General features: G+C 39.9%; 17 protein-coding genes. 13 read left to right on the top strand and 4 right to left on the bottom strand.

Annotated features, from left to right (window positions below):
- The first annotated feature begins 5 nt into the window (after window positions 1-5).
- Window positions 6-950, top strand: coding sequence for a tRNA (adenosine(37)-N6)-dimethylallyltransferase MiaA (miaA, locus tag FTU92_RS10855; protein WP_131261621.1), 945 nt, complete (start codon window positions 6-8; stop codon window positions 948-950).
- Window positions 951-1,042: 92 nt separating this feature from the next.
- Window positions 1,043-1,558: an RNA chaperone Hfq gene (hfq, locus tag FTU92_RS10850; protein WP_180096246.1), complete on the top strand. Its 516-nt coding sequence runs from the start codon at window positions 1,043-1,045 to the stop codon at window positions 1,556-1,558.
- 294 nt (window positions 1,559-1,852) lie between these two features.
- Here the strand turns inward: hfq and FTU92_RS10845 are convergent, their stop codons facing one another.
- Both FTU92_RS10845 and FTU92_RS10840 read right to left on the bottom strand, forming a co-directional pair.
- A complete protein-coding gene (locus tag FTU92_RS10845) occupies window positions 1,853-3,421 on the bottom strand; it encodes a PT dipeptide repeat lipoprotein (protein ID WP_180096244.1) in 1,569 nt (522 codons plus the stop codon).
- An 88-nt stretch (window positions 3,422-3,509) separates the two neighbouring features.
- Entirely contained in the window at window positions 3,510-3,905 is a 396-nt protein-coding gene (locus FTU92_RS10840; RefSeq protein ID WP_131261492.1) for a hypothetical protein, read from the bottom strand.
- A gap of 257 nt (window positions 3,906-4,162) precedes the next feature.
- Here FTU92_RS10840 and FTU92_RS10835 point away from each other — a divergent pair, with 257 nt between their 5' ends.
- The gene (locus tag FTU92_RS10835) at window positions 4,163-4,975 is read left to right on the top strand and encodes a DUF6502 family protein (RefSeq protein WP_180096242.1); all 813 of its coding nucleotides are present in this window, start codon (window positions 4,163-4,165) and stop codon (window positions 4,973-4,975) included.
- Window positions 4,953-5,606, top strand: coding sequence for a hypothetical protein (locus FTU92_RS10830; RefSeq protein WP_131261490.1), 654 nt, complete (start codon window positions 4,953-4,955; stop codon window positions 5,604-5,606). Before FTU92_RS10835 ends, FTU92_RS10830 begins: the two co-directional genes overlap by 23 nt.
- Window positions 5,607-5,719: 113 nt before the next feature.
- Here the strand turns inward: FTU92_RS10830 and FTU92_RS10825 are convergent, their stop codons facing one another.
- Together FTU92_RS10825 and FTU92_RS10820 are read right to left on the bottom strand one after the other, a co-directional pair.
- Window positions 5,720-7,021 carry a peptidylprolyl isomerase gene (locus FTU92_RS10825; protein ID WP_179988723.1) on the bottom strand — a complete coding sequence of 434 codons (1,302 nt, stop codon included), beginning with the start codon at window positions 7,019-7,021 and terminating at the stop codon, window positions 5,720-5,722.
- Window positions 7,021-9,468, bottom strand: coding sequence for an LPS-assembly protein LptD (locus FTU92_RS10820; protein ID WP_167845961.1), 2,448 nt, complete (start codon window positions 9,466-9,468; stop codon window positions 7,021-7,023). The genes FTU92_RS10825 and FTU92_RS10820 overlap by 1 nt, the downstream gene beginning before the upstream one ends.
- Before the next feature lie 120 nt (window positions 9,469-9,588).
- Here FTU92_RS10820 and FTU92_RS10815 point away from each other — a divergent pair, with 120 nt between their 5' ends.
- From FTU92_RS10815 to lpxK, 9 genes are all read left to right on the top strand, one after another.
- A complete protein-coding gene (locus FTU92_RS10815) occupies window positions 9,589-10,602 on the top strand; it encodes an aminoglycoside phosphotransferase family protein (protein ID WP_131261487.1) in 1,014 nt (337 codons plus the stop codon).
- Window positions 10,603-11,292 (top strand): N-acetylmuramate alpha-1-phosphate uridylyltransferase MurU, encoded by a 690-nt coding sequence (murU, locus tag FTU92_RS10810; protein WP_180096240.1) that lies wholly within the window; start codon window positions 10,603-10,605, stop codon window positions 11,290-11,292.
- Window positions 11,293-11,376: 84 nt separating this feature from the next.
- A complete protein-coding gene (gene rsmG / locus FTU92_RS10805) occupies window positions 11,377-12,009 on the top strand; it encodes a 16S rRNA (guanine(527)-N(7))-methyltransferase RsmG (protein ID WP_070154599.1) in 633 nt (210 codons plus the stop codon).
- Between the two features lie 23 nt (window positions 12,010-12,032).
- Window positions 12,033-12,815 carry a ParA family protein gene (locus FTU92_RS10800; RefSeq protein WP_004976821.1) on the top strand — a complete coding sequence of 261 codons (783 nt, stop codon included), beginning with the start codon at window positions 12,033-12,035 and terminating at the stop codon, window positions 12,813-12,815.
- Entirely contained in the window at window positions 12,812-13,699 is an 888-nt protein-coding gene (locus FTU92_RS10795) for a ParB/RepB/Spo0J family partition protein (RefSeq protein ID WP_180096238.1), read from the top strand. The genes FTU92_RS10800 and FTU92_RS10795 overlap by 4 nt, the downstream gene beginning before the upstream one ends.
- A gap of 31 nt (window positions 13,700-13,730) precedes the next feature.
- Window positions 13,731-14,378: a MotA/TolQ/ExbB proton channel family protein gene (locus FTU92_RS10790; RefSeq protein ID WP_004976814.1), complete on the top strand. Its 648-nt coding sequence runs from the start codon at window positions 13,731-13,733 to the stop codon at window positions 14,376-14,378.
- Between the two features lie 9 nt (window positions 14,379-14,387).
- Window positions 14,388-14,810 (top strand): biopolymer transporter ExbD, encoded by a 423-nt coding sequence (locus FTU92_RS10785; RefSeq protein ID WP_004976812.1) that lies wholly within the window; start codon window positions 14,388-14,390, stop codon window positions 14,808-14,810.
- A complete protein-coding gene (gene msbA / locus FTU92_RS10780; RefSeq protein ID WP_179990134.1) occupies window positions 14,810-16,537 on the top strand; it encodes a lipid A export permease/ATP-binding protein MsbA in 1,728 nt (575 codons plus the stop codon). Before FTU92_RS10785 ends, msbA begins: the two co-directional genes overlap by 1 nt.
- A gap of 3 nt (window positions 16,538-16,540) precedes the next feature.
- Window positions 16,541-17,554, top strand: coding sequence for a tetraacyldisaccharide 4'-kinase (gene lpxK / locus FTU92_RS10775; protein WP_179990275.1), 1,014 nt, complete (start codon window positions 16,541-16,543; stop codon window positions 17,552-17,554).
- Window positions 17,555-17,561: the final 7 nt, after the last annotated feature.

The following is a 17,561-nucleotide window of genomic DNA, read 5'->3' as shown; positions in this document are numbered from 1 at the left end:
GTTACATGTCAAATCAATTGCCGGTCATCAATTTAATGGGACCAACTGCAAGCGGTAAAACTGCTTTGGCATGTGAGCTGTATGAAATGGGGCATTTTGAGCTGATTTCAGTCGATTCTGCGCTAGTTTATCGAGATATGGATATTGGTACAGCCAAACCAACTAAAGCGGAACAGGCGCGTTATCCGCATCATTTGATTGATATTATCAGCCCGCTTGAAGTGTATTCTGCTGCACAATTTGTCGAAGATGCCTGCGCCTTGATTGACGATATGCACGCGATAGGAAAAACCCCAATTTTAGTGGGCGGAACCATGCTGTATTTTAAGGCATTGCTTGAAGGTTTATCTTCAAATTTACCCAGTGCCAATTACCAAGTACGTGCTGAAATTGAAGATAAAGCCGCGCGTGAAGGTTGGGAGGCTGTATATGCAGAATTATGTGCGGTAGATGCATTGGCGGGACAAAAGTTTAAAGTGTCCGATAAGCAACGTATTATTCGTGCTTTGGAAGTTTATAAATTAACAGGCACACCAATTACCCAACTGCAAGCAGAACAACCTAAAAATGTACCATATCGTTACACTTTTCATAACCACGCCTTAGTGCCTGATCGGGTAGAATTACATCAGCGTATTGAAAAACGCTTAGAGATCATGTGGGAAATGGGTTTTTTAAATGAGGTGCGTCATCTTATTGAAAAATACGATTTAGATGCAAATTTACCTTCCATGCGCTCTGTCGGTTATCGTCAAGCTTTAGAGTTTTTACAAAAAGGTGATGAAAGTCGCAGAAAAATGCAGGAAATGGAGGATAAGGCGCTATTCGCAACACGACAACTTGCGAAACGTCAATATACTTGGCTCAGATCGTTGCAGGAATCGCATAAATTTCACACATATTTTACGATAAAGCAGGCTCAAGAAGACTTGCGAAACTGGTACGGATAAAGCAAAATTTACACACTGTCTTTTTTATAATTTTTAATTGAAAAATAAAGATAGTTTTTGCGCTGATTTTTAATTATTTTTGGAGTTATAACATGTCTAAAGGTCAAACTTTACAAGATCCGTTCTTAAATTCTCTCCGTAAAGAACGTATTCCTGTTTCTATCTTCCTTGTGAACGGTATCAAGCTACAAGGTCATATTGAATCTTTTGACCAATATGTTGTTTTATTGAAAAACACTGTAAGCCAAATGGTTTACAAACATGCAATTTCTACAGTTGTTCCTGCGCGTAATCCACGTCCAGCGGGTGCACCAGCAGGCGGTCAAGGCGCAGGCTTTGGCGGTCAAGGTGGCTTCGGCGGTCAAGGTGGCTTCGGTGGTCAAGGTGGCGGCTTCGGCGGTCAAGGTGGCGGCTTCGGTGGTCAAGGTGGCGGCTTCGGTGGTCAAGGTGGCTTCGGTGGTCAAGGTGGCGGCTTCGGCGGTCAAGGTGGCTTCGGTGGTCAAGGTGGCGGCTTTGGCGGTCAAGGTGGCTTCGGTGGTCAGTCTGCAAGCGGTTTTGACAACGATTCTAAATTTGAAGAATCTCAAGAAGACGACAACAATCGTTAATTGATATTCTGAAAAAAAGCCTCTCATTTTGAGAGGCTTTTTTTATGTCTTACTCTTTTTCTGGTCAATTTACATACTCTGATTTATAAGCTTAAGTGTAAGCGTGTGCTGAACCTCATACCTATTTTTTGATTTTGGTCGGGTTGCCACTGATTTGGCAGGGTAATCCTCCCATAAATAAGTGCCCACTAAAATTTAAGTGGACACTATTGGGGCATTGCATTTTAGCGAAAGTGGGGGTTCACTGGATGCTTACTGCTTATAGTCTCTTTATGCAATCGTGCCCATCTAAAATTATTCAATTATTTGAAAATCATTGAGATCTGCCTGAATAGATTTTGGATTATTTGCGTATACAAATTCTGCATTTGTATACAACCAGCCTATTTGACCTTGCTGATTAAAGCGTTTATTCAAATATTTAAGGATAGGAGTATTTGAGAAAATCTCTTCTGAAAATACTTTAAATTCTCCTACATCTAGCTCTTCACTATCTTTCATAAATAATAAGCCATTTTTTTTAGTGGCAGATATATCTAAAGAGCGACTAACTAAACGATACCCATCCTTAGCCTGAGCATTTATCATACTTTGCAATGCTAAAGCACGTTCAAGTCTTGTACTCTCTGTTGGATAATCTTTGTATCGATATGTGTAGGTACCATTATGTTTACTACTATTTATACAAGTTACTATCTTAGGTTGATTTTCTTTATTATCTAAAATTTCTACATGATTTCCTGTAAAGTATTGTTTAAATTGAATAATGCGACAACCTTCTTGACCTAATTTATTAAGTACATTTATTAATTGATTAGTGTCAACAAGTGGGGAAAGATAACCACTATCATAAGTGTATGATGCATTATCATTTTCATTTTTTAAAAAATAGTCTTTAAAATTTAAGTCAGTAGAAGGCCTTACAGAATGAAGAAATTGGTATCCAGATTTTCCATTCTCATTAAGATTACTTAACCATGAAAAATAGATATTGCTAATAGAGCTTGCAGTTCGATCAGACACAATAGCAGAGTAGCGAGTATTCTGATTAGCTAACTTCATATAGCTATTTACAGTTTGATTTCCATACACCTTATTATTGTATGCGACAATTTTATATCCATTTTTCCCCATTTCATTAAGCTGAGATAGGAATGCAGTACTACTGGTTGAATTAACCGCATCTACATTTAAAAAATTTGCTGTTGTAATAAGGGTCTTAGGTTTTTCTGCAGTAAATAATCCGACATTACTTTTTACATAACAGCGATTATCCTTGTAGGGGTTAGATATAGAATTCCTTTCTAACTTAATGTAAGCAGGATTATTACTAGTTGAATTAATAATACAAAATGAGTCATCATTTAAAAAAGTTAAGACTCTATTTTCTTCTGAAGTTGTGCTATATTTTTGATATTTAACAGGATAGTAAAAGAAATTATCATATTTAATACCAGTTTTAATATCTTTTAGTATTAGATCTCCAAGTAATTGATAACGCTTGCTAACCAATTCACCTCCACACATTTTTAATGAAGGATTATATAGAGAATATTGAACACCTTCATTACTGGCTTCTACTGAATTATTCCCAGTTTTAGTAATTTCAATCTGAGCTAAATTACAATCAGAAATACCTAAGTTAGATGAGCCTTGAATCCACTCTCCAGCCAATTTATCCGCTACTGTTGTTGGTGTTGGTGTTGGTGTTGGTGTTGGTGTTGGTGTTGGTGTTGGTGTTGGTGTTGGTGTTGGTGTTGGTGTTGGTGTTGGTGTATTGGAATTATCTGAGCTGTCACTGTTACAACCAACCAAAGCAGTAATTATTACAGTCACAAAGCCACTTTTAATTATCTTGTTCATAATAAGCTACTCACTAGAAATATTTTTCACAGAGATAGCCATCAAAATTCTGATAGCTATGTTATCACTATCGCCCCCATTTTAAGAATTAATGAATTAAATGAGACTCTACCCATCCATTTCCATATTCTGTTGTTACTTCGATTAATCCATTTGAGCTGACATTACCTGCATAAATAATGTCAGAATTTTTAGAAAGCTTAGTTTTTACTTTGCTTGATTTATTAGACGTTTCATAAAGCGGTAAGTTGTTTAGTTTTGGGGTTAATTTTTGTCCTATAGTACGTTCAATATCTTTAGATGTTTCATCATTACCACGAAACTTAGTCATTTCTTTGGCTGTACCTGCTACTTCTTTGGTCGTTTCGTTAATTTGACTTAAGGTTCCTCTTAGATCTCTTAAACTGTCTGCAAAGCCAGCATAAGAAGACGTTGAACTAGCATAAATGGTAAACAGAAGAATCAGGGGTGAAATTTTCATCATACTTACTCCTTAACGATGATTATTTAAATTGAATACTTTGTTTAAGAATGCGAAAAATTCGCATTTTTATGATAGAATATTTAATTAACAGTTGTAAATAGATGAACGTTAAATAGTAAAAAATTAAAAAGTGATATAGTGAGAGCCAGGTTGTGAGTATTTTTATTTCACAAGATATGAAAATTCATCTGATATAATTTGTAAGAGACTAAAAATAGTGAGAAAATTTCAATTGTAATTCTATTGCTGTTGGTGTAATGACTAAACTTCCTACTAATGATGCTGAGTTTAATTTAAAGCAAGTGCTTGCACTCATGGATTATCTTAGCCAATGGTTAATTCGTTCTGGTGTTGGATATACAGAATTTTCAGCTGCTTTAAAACCAATTTTTTATCAACAGGCTCTTCAAGAATTAGAAAGGATTGATCAAAAGCCTACTATTTCTGCTATTAGTTTATTATCTGGTCTACACCGTAAGGATGTCAGTGCATATAAAGAGACAAAGCTGGCGGGTAAGCCTTTGACTGAAGCAAATATCTCTGAACCAATTAGTGTTCCTTCTCGGGTTATAGGTTTGTGGTTAGCAGAAGGCTGGGGAGAATGTTTACCATTCAGTAGTGATGAAGAAAATAATTTCGAAATTCTGGTAAAAAAAGTATCTACTGAACGCCATCCTAGGTCTGTGTTAAATGAGTTGATCCGATTAGGCATAGTACTTGAAAAAGAGGGTAATATTTTCTTGCAAAAAGGACAGTTTATTCCTGATCCTTCTTTACAAGAAGCTCGTAAAATTTTGATTAAAAATTTACAATCCCATCTGGCTGCAGGTTTACATAATTTATTTGAAAATAATCAGACAAACTTTTTAGAACAAGCTGTGTGTGCGGATGGCTTAACAGAAGCATCTGTTCAGTTTTTACGTGATCAAAGTCTAAAATTGTGGCACGAATATTCACTACAACTACTCAAGCTAGCTTCTGAAAAATGTAAAGAGGATGAAGGCAAGCTAGATGCTTCTAAAACTTTTATATTTGGGGTTTATCAACATGACCGTGAAGAAAATGGTTAAGCTATTTTGCTTTAATGTTTTATTTTTAACAATGATTGGTTGCGGACAGGATTTTAGTGTAGGGGGAGCTAGTTTAGAAGGTACAGGTAATGGGCTTCCACCTCCACCTGGTCTTGGGAATGCTAACGACAGCAATAGTGATGATGTCTTTAAACAGGATCAATATACGTTAAGACTATCTGGGGCTGCAACTGATTTGTGTGGTCTAGTCGTTCGTGAAATTCAATTTTTGGATTTATATCAAAAAACAGATTTACGTAAAGATGCTTCGTATGATCTAAAAGTTGATAAAGATAAAGGTACTCCTATAGAGATTAAATTATCTTTTCTTAATAATTATTCGGATAAAGTGATATTAGAATATCCTGATTGCAATGTGCCTTTAGATTTTTATAATACTGAAACAAAAGATCAATTATTTCCTGAGATGCAGTGTTCCATTATTAAAAAAGTTGAATTAATGCCAGATGAAGAGCGTATTTTTCAGCTTAAATACAAGTTATTTGAACCTGTAAAAGGAGTATGGCAGTTAAATAATCAAGTCAAAATTACTATCCCATCTGAGCCAGAAGAAGAGTGTGGAGAATTGCAGCTACCATTGGAACTAATAGAAAATAAAAACTTTTCTTGATGAAAGTCGAACGGATGAGGACATAAGTTTGAGCAGATACCCTTGCAAATAAAAAAACCAGTGCGGTGGCACTGGTTTTGATTGTGATCTAAAGCTCTAAAAGCTATATGCGCTTAGGAGTTCTTTTTACGATCTAGGCTTGGGTCTTTGATTTCTACAAAAGCATTGTTGCGTGTTTCACGTAACCAACTGTCCAATTCAGTATCAAACTGGCGTTCACCTAGTATTTGACGTGCCATACGTTCTTGGTATTCACGAGTCATATCTTGCTGGCGTGTATCGGTCACTTGCAGTACATGCCAACCAAACTGGGTTTGGAATGGTGCGCTAATTTCACCTTTTGCAGTATTTTTCATTTGATTTTCAAATTCTGGCACCATCACGCCAGGATTCACCCAGCCTAGACTGCCGCCATCACGTGCAGAGCCAGCGTCATTAGAGAACGTCGCTGCTAAGGTTGCAAAGTCTTCACCCGCTTTTAAACGGTTGTGAATACTGTCAATCATGTGTTTCGCATTTTCAGGGCTTACGACTTCACTTGGCTGAATCAAGATATGTCGAGTTTGATATTGTGGAACTAGTGCACGTTGCTCAGTACTTTTGCGCTCCAGTAATTTTACGACATGAATACCATCACGGACTTCAATCAGTTCACTGGTTTGCCCCACATCTAATGGCGTAATACGTGCAGCAAGTTCCGCGGGAATATCGGTCAAGTTACGTAAACCCATGTCTGCAGACTGAACGGTTACACCATTGCCTGTATATTTTTTACTAATGGCTTGAATGTCATTGTTCTGCGCCAATTCAGCTTTGACTTGTTGCGCAACTTGTGCGGCATTTTCTGCTCCAGAAACACGCACATGCAAAATATGGACTTGGTTGCCTAAGGCAGCCTGACCTTGTGGGGTTTTCAGAAAGTTATCAACGTCTTGATCGCTAATTTGAATACGTGACATCACCACTTGCTGACGCAAACGATTCATAGCTAAATCTTCGGCAATACGGTTACGTAAAAACGCATAACTGCCTGGTGCAGATTTATCTAATTTTTGCTGAAAAGTTTCTAGGCTGTTTGCGCCATTTTGCTGTGCAACTTTTAAAACTGCTTCATTTAAAGATTTTTCATCAGCTTTAATGTTGTAGCGTTTGACTTGCTCTAATTGCGCTTGGCGTACAATCAGTTGTTCTAAAGCTTGTTGTTCTAAAATGTGTTGTGGTGGAACAGGGCGCTTTTGCATCTCAAGTTGTTGTTTGAGTTCAACCACGCTTTGCGCTAAATCACTTTTTAAAATGACACTATTGTCAACTACAGCCACAATTTGATCATTCGCAGCAAATGCAGGCAGCGCTGCTGTCATGCAAAGTGCTAAGGTTGATGCTTTTAAAAATCGTTTTAACTGTTCTGTTTTCATTAACGTTGTGTCCAAGATTGATTAATTTTATTAAAACCTAAAATACGGTTTTCAAGTAAAGATGCAAGTTTATTATTGAAACTGCCTAAACCTTTTAAATTTAACTCTGCCATAATGGCACGTTTGGGTTTAACGCCCGCATCCGTCACATCATCCAAGTCGTTATAGTAAGAGCGTCCATAGACTGAAATGCCCCAACAGCAAGATTCATAATTCACCCCTAGCAAATATTCACGGGCGACGCTATGGTCTAGGTCGTATTGCGCATGACCTAAAATACGCCAGTTGTTGTGAATCGGCTGAATAAACGATGCCACAACTTGATCATAATGATCTTGACGGTTTGGAATAACACGACGGTTAATATAACCAAAGCTATATAAGTTGCCTTGATCACCCGTGTAAAGCATATTGACACTGCGCTGTGCATTGTCGCCATTTGACATCCATGCAGCATTGGCACCCACACTGAGGTTTTGACTTAGCTGACTGGTTAAGCTCACAATTGGCCCAGTACGGTTTTCCGTATTAAATTCGTCTTCGGTATTATCCAGCGTGACACGACGATCTTCAAAGTAAAAACTTTGACCAATTCCTGCTCTAAGGCGTTCCAAACCAATTTCATCAAATAGGCTATAGTTTAAACCCAAAGACAAAAAGTTGTTGTCTTCTAAACGGTCATGACCATAGAAACGGTTTGGACTGAACAACTGGTCATAATTAATCGAAGCTGTTGCAGAGTCAAAGTTTGGGTGGTCGTTTTGATTGCGGTACGGTGCATAGGCATAGAACGCGCGCGGGGTAATGGTTTGCAAGAAGCGACCATCTTTTTCAAAGGTAATCCCTGTGTCTAAAGTGAATTGCGGAACAGTAACCGACTCACTTTTACTTGAAGATTTATACGTGTCTGTACTTAGAGTTTCTTTATCATAGAAGGTGTTGATGTTGCGTAACGATACTTCTGGAATCACAAATGACCACGGGTTACGGTAGTTGTAACGCACTGCAAAGTCATTATAAATACGCGTACCACTTGGTTCCCCATCTTGCGCAGCTAGATCTTTTTGGAAGTAAGCCGTGTCGTTATTAAATTCGACTTGGAAGCCTTGAGGATTACCTGTTTTATAGTTCAATAAAAATTGTGGTAGGCGTGCATAAGGGCGATCTACAGATGGAATCGTCTTATCCAGGGTTTGGAAATCCTCAACTTTGAGCTGTGCTTTTAAACCCGGTATACCGTTACGATAATTCAACTCCCAAGCACGACGTAAATTCAGGTCGGTTTTAGAGTTCGGGTTGTTATTTAAATCGGCAAAGTAGTCTTTGTCCGATGCATAGTTATATTCTAGGTTGGTTGAAAATTGCTCGTTAATTTGCCAGCCGTGTAAAAAATGTAGATCTTTACGGTCTTGATCAACATATTTGGCATCCGATGCTAAATAACCGCCCCAAATTTTACCTGAACCAAAATTTTCAGTTAAATAACGGAATTCACCTTCTAGCATCGCGCCACGATCGGCAATATAACGCGGGCTAACTGTTGCATCAAAATTCGGTGCAAGGTTTAAATACACAGGCACAGACAGCTCGACACCACCATCATTGGTAAAGCCAAAACTAGGCGTCAAAATACCTGTGGTACGGCGGTCATCAATTGGGAAATTGAAGTAGGGTACAGCTAAAACTGGTACATTTTTCACATACAATTTGGTGCCGCGTGTTTCACCGCGTCCCGTTTCCTGATTCAGCTTAATTTCATTGGCTTGAATTTTCCAGGTTGGCGCTTGCTCGGGTGGGCAGGTGCTGTAGGTGGCGTTATTGAGTACCATGGTATTGGTTGAGGTACGTGCAATTTTTTCTGCCATGCCATGCGCATGCTGTTTTTCAGCAATATAAAAACTGTTATTTAAATCGCCTTGCTGAGTTTTAAGGTTGTAGTTAATTTCATCACTTTGCGCAAGTAAACCAGCTTGTGCCATTTGTACACGACCTTCGGCTTTGGCAAAGGTTTGGGTTTGATCAATGGTAATTTTATCGGCGCGAATTTGACGGCCTTGCTGGTCAATCAGGACATTGCCTTCCAAGACGGAATCGCCATTTGGGTCATAGTGACCATAATCGGCAGTAACGGTAGAGGTCGCTTCTGCAGCATCTACGGCAACGGTGCTTGAGCTGATTGGCGTTAGCCATGCACCTTCACAATAGGCAGAACTTTGAGTGTGCCCAAATTGTTGTTGTGCTTCAGGTGCAGCTTTATCAACATAATATTGCTCAAAGAACTGCTGCCCAGGATAAGCTTCCTGAATGGTGTGTTTAAGCTGCTGGTTATTGAGATTTGTGACAGATGAAGTCTGATCTGTGGTCTGCGCATAGCTGGAAACAGAGTGACCACATAACAGAGTTAAGACCGCAGTCGCTAAAGGATTAAATTTAAACTGATGCTTCATTTATCTCATCAACCAAGAATGCTTAATCGCAATTAATTATTGTCGCATCATAGAGAAAAAGCGCAGAAGTAGCTACACTTAGCACTTTAAAAACTCAGCCTGTATTAGAATTTATTGCAAATGAATACACAACGCGAACAATTGATACAAACATGGATAACATCTGTACTTGGTTCAGATCAATTTGAAACTCATTTTTTAGCAGGCGATGCAAGTTTTCGTCGTTACGCACGAATCAAGTTGAATAATAAAACATTTATGCTCATGGATGCACCACCAGAAAAAGAAGATTGTGGTCCTTTTGTGACGATTGATGAATTTTTTGCTGCCCATGGCGTGCGCGTGCCAAAAATTGTAGCCAAAGACCTGACACAAGGCTTTTTGTTGCTTGAAGATTTTGGTGATGTCTTATTATCTACCTTGCTGAATGATCAGACTGTAGATGACTACTATGCGCAGTGTTTTAAGCAGTTAATTCAATTACAAGATATTGATGGTACGGCACATTTCCCTGAATATTCCTATGACAAACTCATCAGTGAAATGGAGTTACTCACCGATTGGTTATTGCCTGCCTTACAGATTCAGCCAACGGCTGAAGAAAGTGCATTAATTAAACGTACATTTGCAATTTTGGCCAATGCCGCTTTGGCTCAGCCACAAGTGATTGTGCATCGCGATTTTCATAGTCGTAACTTAATGAAAATTAATGATGATACCGAGCTAGGTGTAATCGATTTTCAGGATGCAGTGATTGGTGCAGACACCTATGACCTGATTTCAATTACGCGTGATGCTTATGTACAGTGGAATGCTGAGCGTGTGTATCGCTGGTTTAAAATGTTTTATGACTTGTTGCCAGCAGCATCTAAGCAAGATCGTGATTTTGAACAATTTAAAAAAGATGCCGATATGATGGCGATTCAGCGTCATATCAAAATTTTAGGTATTTTTGTGCGTTTATTTGAGCGTGATGGTAAATCGGGTTATCTCAAGGATTTACCGCGCGTAATGTGGTATTTACTTGAAGAAAGTAAACCTTATCCAGAATTACAACCATTTATGCACTTTATTCACACGACAGTAATGCCAAAATTTACAGCCAAATATGGTCAGTATGAGGTGGTTGCCTAAATGAAAGCCATGATTCTTGCTGCAGGCATGGGTAATCGTATGCGTCCTTTAACGTTGCATACACCTAAGCCATTATTGGAAGTCGGTGGTAAGCCTTTAATTGTGTGGCACATCGAAAAATTACAAAAGATGGGTGTGCAGGAAATTGTCATCAATACGGCATGGTTGGGTGAAAAACTTGCAGATGCTTTGGGTGATGGTTCGCAATTTGGTGTGAAAATTTTGTGGTCGCATGAAGGCGAAGGCTTAGAAACTGCAGGTGGCATCATCAATGCGTTGCCATTATTGGGCAATGAACCTTTTATATTGGTGAATGGCGATGTTTGGACCACCATGGATTTTGCGCCATTATTAAATGTGCAGCTTCAAGATGACTTGGCACATTTGGTTTTGGTGGAAAATCCAATACAGCATCCACAAGGTGATTTCATTTTGGCTGCAAACAAAGCCTATACTTTTGAGCAAGCACGTTCAGGTGAAAATCTGACTTATAGTGGCGTGGCGGTGATGCATCCGCAAATGTTTAATGGTTTGGAATCGGGTAAACGTCCACTTGCACCATTGCTTAAACAAGCCATGCTGCAAGAAAAAATTTCTGCACAGAAATTGCAGGGTGTTTGGGTGGATGTTGGCACTCCTGAACGATTAAATGCGCTAGATCAACAAATTCAGCAGGGTGTGTACGCTTAAGTGCATATTCACTAAGCATTCGCCCCTATGACTGCAACTATAAATCGGTATACTTCCATTAACTTTTTCGAGATGTGAATTGTGATGCATTCGTTTTTTCAGGAACTCAAGCAAGGTAGTCAGGCTTTAGGTTTAGAGCTCAGTGATGAGGCTTTAAATTTATTACTCAAATACCAAGATGCTTTGGTGCTATGGAACAAAGCGTACAACCTCACTGCAATTCGTGACCCGAAAGAAATGCTGGTGAAGCATTTGCTAGACAGTCTGAGCATCCTCAAAGATTTGCCTGCAGGTCGTTTACTGGATATTGGGACAGGTGGCGGTATGCCGGGCATGATTATTGCCTTGTGTCAGCCTGAGCGCGATTGCGTGTTACTGGACTCGAATGGTAAAAAGATTCGTTTTTTAAAGCAGTTTATTGCGGATTTAAAACTGAAAAATGTGGTGGCGGTACAGACTCGGGTTGAAAATGAAGACAGTATTCGTGAACTTGGGCAGTTTGATGTCATCACCAGTCGTGCTTTTGCTTCGTTAACCGACTTTGTTACTGCATCAACACCTTTTATGCATGCGCAAAGTATCATTGCTTCTATGAAAGGTTTGGTTCCTACCGATGAAGTCGCGGCATTGAAAGATCAGTTTAGCTGTGAAATTATTGAGCTCAAAGTTCCGCGTTTAGACGAACAACGTCATTTACTTTTATTAAAACGTATTTAATTTTTCAAAGGACTGGGGTGATCATGGCACAAATTATTGCGATTGCGAACCAAAAAGGTGGTGTCGGAAAAACCACAACCGCAGTAAATTTGGCAGCATCTTTAGCTGTTTTGAAAAAGCGCGTTTTATTGGTCGATATGGACTCACAAGGCAATGCCACCATGGGTTCAGGCATTCAAAAAAATGATTTGCTGTATTCAGTGACCGATGTATTGTTGGGCGAAGTGCCGATTGAAACCGCAATTAGCAAGGCAGAAGTTGGTTATAAAGTCTTGGGCGCCAATCGTGATTTGGCAGGGGTTGAATTGGTGATTGCTGAGCAAGAAGGGCGCGAGTTTATTTTGCGCAATGCCTTGCAAGAAGTTGCCAAAGACTTTGATTATATTATTGTCGACTGTGCACCAAGTTTAAGCTTAATTACAGTAAACGCTTTAGCAGCAGTGCAAAGTGTAATCATTCCAATGCAGTGCGAATATTATGCACTTGAAGGTTTGGCAGACCTGACACAAACCATTGATCGTATTCAACAAGCACTCAATCCTGATTTAGAAATTATTGGCGTATTGCGTACCATGTATGATGCGCGTAATGCCTTAACCCGTGACGTGTCTGAAGAATTATCACACTATTTTGGTAAAAAATTATACGATACCGTGATTCCGCGCAATGTGCGCTTAGCAGAAGCGCCTGCACACGGTTTACCCGTCATTTATTTTGAAAAAAGCTCTAAGGGGGCTGTTGCCTACCTAAATTTAGCAGCTGAAATGTTGAAAAAAAGCAAAGTGAAAAAAGGAAGTAAAGCATGACCACAAAAAAACGCGGATTAGCCAAAGGTCGTGGTTTGGATGCCTTGTTAGGATCGATCCAAAAAGAAAAATTACAACTCGAAGTACAAGCCTTAGATCACGGTCAGCTGAAACAGGTAGATGTTAATTTATTAAAGCGGGGTGAATACCAACCACGTCGTTTTATTCATGAGCAAGATTTGCAGGAGCTGGCCGCATCTATTGAAAAACATGGTGTGATGCAACCGATTGTGATTCGTCCAATTGACGATGAACAGCACCCTTATGAAATTATTGCAGGTGAACGTCGCTGGCGTGCTGCACAGTTGGCTGGTTTAACTGAAATTCCAGCAATTGTGCGTGATTTGACCGATCAGGTCGCGATTGCTTTGGCATTAATTGAAAACATTCAGCGCCAAGATCTTAATCCGATTGATCAGGCAATGGCGCTGCAACGCTTTCACGATGAGTTTGGCTTGAGTCATCAAGAAATTGCGGAAACAGTAGGTAAAGCGCGTACTACGGTCAGTAATTTATTGCGTTTACTCACTTTGGCTGAGCCTGTTAAAGAGTTGATGCAGCAAGGCTTGCTAGATATGGGTCATGCACGTGCTATTTTAACTTTGAAAGCTAAAGATCAGCTCAAAGTCGCGCAGCATGTAATTGAAAAGAATTTATCGGTACGTCAAACCGAACAGTTGGTACGTGACTTTAATGCGCCAAAACAAGAAAAGCCGAAAACGGCTATTGCGCCTGATATTCAACAACTCACGCAACGTCTTTCTGAGCGTTTTAGTGCAGATGTTAAAATTGATTATAACAAGCAAGGTAAGGGCAAATTGACCATCAGTTATCACTCTCTGGAAGAGCTGGATGGTATTTTAAATATTTGCCTGTCCGATTAATTTTAATTCGTATTTTATTGGGGAAAAGCGAATGTGGGAATTGGTAAAAGCAGGTGGCTGGCTGATGCTGCCGTTGGTATTGTGCTCGGTATTTACCGTTGCAATTACCATTGAGCGTTTTATGCGTTTAAAGAGAGCAGGTATTTTGCCCAATGCGTTGTTGCTCAACCGCGGGCAAAGTTTAGCGACTGTGTTGCAACAACTGAATCAAAGTGCCAACTTAAAAAACAGTACATTAGGCCGTATTTTTGAGGCGGGTGCGCGTAACAAACAACAATCAGAACACTATGCGCGTGCACAAATGGAAGCGACAGCTTCACAAGAAATTGGTTATTTAGAAAAAAATATCAACTTCTTGGGGACGCTCAGTGCAGTTGCGCCATTATTGGGTTTATTGGGTACAGTGCTTGGGATTATTGAATCATTTTTAGTGATTGATGTGGGTGCAAGTAATCCAACCTTAATGATTCCAGGGATTTCTAAAGCCTTAATTACCACTGCTGCAGGTATGTTAATTGCAATTCCAGCCTTATTTGCCTATCGTTATTTTCAGCGTTTGGTGCAAGAATATACTGCTGAGTTAGAGCAGCAAGCGACTTTGTTTCACGCAGGATTATTTCATCAGAGTCAACCTCATCAGCTTGATGCGGATGTGCAAGATGTGAAAAAAGTAAGCTAAGGTGAGTTTATGAAATTCAAACGCTCGCAAGTTGAAGATATTCATATTAACCTGACCCCAATGATTGACTGTTTACTGTTCATCTTGGTGTTTTTGTTGCTTTCGACCACATTTAACCAATTTAGCCGTATGAATTTAACTTTGCCAGATGCGCAAGGCGTACCACCAAAATCTTATGAACATAAAATTGAAGTCGTGGTAGATTCTTCAGGGCATTATTCTGTCAATGGTCAGGCACTTTCGACTAAGGAAGTGGCAGATTTAAGCACAGCAATTAAACAAATTTCTCAAGATCGACGTGATTTAATGTTTATCATTGCTGCAGATGCCAAAGCCACTCATCAAGATGTGATTCGAGTGATGGATGTCGCAGGACAACTTGGTTTCGTCAACATCAATATCAGTACGAAAGTCCCAACTCGAGGTTATTAGTGAAGAAGGATTTACAGGTCTATCGCCGTCTTCTGAGATATTTGCTCCCATTTTGGGGCTTGGCAATCTTGGTGATTATCGGTTTCGCCATTAATGCAGCCACAGAAGTATCTGTGGCAAAACTCTTGGAAAAAATTATTAATGCCATTCAGGAGCGTGACCAATCTTTCACCACACTATTTCCGCTATTAGTCATTGCACTGATGTTTTTCCGTGGTTTGGGAACTTTTATTGGCGGTTACTATACCGCAGTGATTTCACGTAATTTGGTATTCAATATCCGTCAGGAAGTCTTTGCTAAATTGCTGCGTTTACCTGCACAGTATTACTTAGATAATACCAGTGGGCACATTACTGCCAAAATTATGTATAACGTAGAGCAGTTGACCGCTGCATCTACAGAATCGCTGCGTACATTGGTACAACAGGGTTTGATTACACTCGGCTTGCTCGGCTATTTGCTGTATACCAACTGGCGTTTGACCCTCTGTATTTTGGTATTTGGCCCATTAATTGGCTTGCTGATTCGTAAAGCTGCAAAACGCATGCGTCGTTTATCTATTCAAGTACAAGACACCATGGGGGATGTAAACCACGTGGTGCAAGAAACGGTGAATGGTAATTTGGTCGTCAAAGGTTTTGGTGGTCAGACCTATGAACAAAGCCGATTTAAAGAAAACTCTTTAGAAAACCTGCGTCGTGGTTTAAAGATGGTGGCAGTGCAGCAATTGAACAGCCCTGTGGTGCAGTTCATTATGTCCATTGCTTTGGCAATTATTATCTGGATTGCCTTACGCCCAGAAATTCTACGTGATATTTCAGCAGGCGAGTTTGTAGCCTACATTACTGCCGCAGGTATGTTGAGCAAACCAATTAAAGCCCTTACCGATATTAATGAAAAATTACAACGCGGTTTGGCAGCAGCGCATTCGGTTTTTGAATTGCTCGATATGCCTGAAGAAGACAATCACGGGACGCTTACACCAGACCTAAAAGGCAATTTGCAATTTAAAAATGTGAATTTGGTGTATTCCGATGGACACCATGCCATTCATGATTTCAATCTAGATGTCAAAGCAGGCGAGACAGTGGCTTTGGTCGGTCGTTCAGGTGCGGGTAAAACCTCATTGGTCAATCTGTTGGTACGTTTTCAGGAAGTATCTTCAGGGCAAATTTTGTTTGATCAGCATGATATTCGTGACATTGAGCTGAATAGCCTGCGTTCACAAATTGCTATGGTCAATCAGCAAGTGGTATTGTTTAACCGTACAGTGCGTGAAAATATTGCCTATGGTCAGCTTGAAGGTGCGAGTGATGAAGCAGTGATTGCTGCAGCCAAAGCGGCTTATGCACATGACTTTATTATGGCTTTACCGCAAGGCTACGACACAGCATTAGGTGCGCAAGGTTTGAATTTGTCGGGTGGTCAGCGACAGCGTATTGCCATTGCACGTGCAATCTTGAAAAATGCACCGATTTTAATTTTAGATGAAGCCACCAGTGCTTTAGACAATGAATCTGAATACTTTATTCAACGTGCATTTGATGCGGCCATGCAAGACCGTACCACCATTGTCATTGCACACCGTTTATCTACCATTGAAAATGCTGACCGTATTGTGGTGATGGATCAGGGGCGTATTTTAGAACAAGGAACTCATCAGGAACTCATAGCGCAAAAAGGCGCGTACTTCCAGTTGCATCAACGTAACTTCGAGGAACATTAACTCATGGCTTTGGCACAATTTATTCAGGACGCTTGGCAGCAACAGGCCAAATGGCTGGTTGTGCTTAGACCCTTGTCTTTATTGTACCGTGGTGTGAGTTTGCTCAATCAAAATTTATATCGTTCAGGTATTAAAACCGCTTATACCGCGCCCGTACCTGTGATGGTGATTGGCAATATTACTGTGGGTGGCAGCGGCAAAACCCCTTTGCTGATTCACTTGGTCAAATATCTACAAAGTTTAGATGTTCGTGTTGGCGTGATTAGCCGTGGTTATGGCGGAAAAGGCCCATTTCCAGCCTATGTCAGCATTGACGCTAATGTTGACGTAGTGGGCGATGAACCGACTTTGATTGTGCAATCTACAGGCGTACCGATGGCTGTGGGGCCAAATCGTCAAAAAAGTATTGAATTGTTACTTGCACAGCATGAATTGGATTTAATTATTAGTGATGATGGTTTGCAGCATTTGGCTTTAAACCGTCAATTGGAATGGATTGTTTTAGATAATAATCGTGGTTTGGGTAACGAGAAAATATTGCCCGAAGGTTATTTGCGTGAACCAAAATCTCGATTAGAGCATGCCACGGTGATTGAACATGCAGCGCAACCGAGTTCTGAATTAAATATGCATTTGGCCGTTGCAGCGCCATACTTATTGCATCCCGCACAAGAATTAATTTTTGATCCGACCCAAAATTTTTATGCTGTCGTGGGCATTGGCTTTCCTGAGCGGTTTTATAAAACTTTAGAGTCGATGGGTGTGACCCAATTTCAATGCCATGAGTTTCCAGACCACCATGACTATGAAATTACCGATTTGCAGTTTGAAGATTCGCAACCGATTATTACCACAGAAAAAGATGCAGTAAAGTTATTGCCTCTGTTAAAACAATATCCAGATTTTCAGCGTGAAATTTGGGTTGTACCTGTAGATGCAGTATTGTCATCGGCCTGCTATGTCACCTTACATCAACAATTGAAACAATTGGGTTTAAACCTGCCTGAAAGACCATGATAAGGAA

Origin of the sequence: Acinetobacter sp. YH12205 (assembly GCF_013418125.1) — a bacterium.
Lineage (GTDB): Bacteria > Pseudomonadota > Gammaproteobacteria > Pseudomonadales > Moraxellaceae > Acinetobacter > Acinetobacter towneri.
The sequence above is the reverse complement of the archived record's forward strand: the minus strand, read 5'-3'. Positions and strand labels throughout refer to the sequence as shown.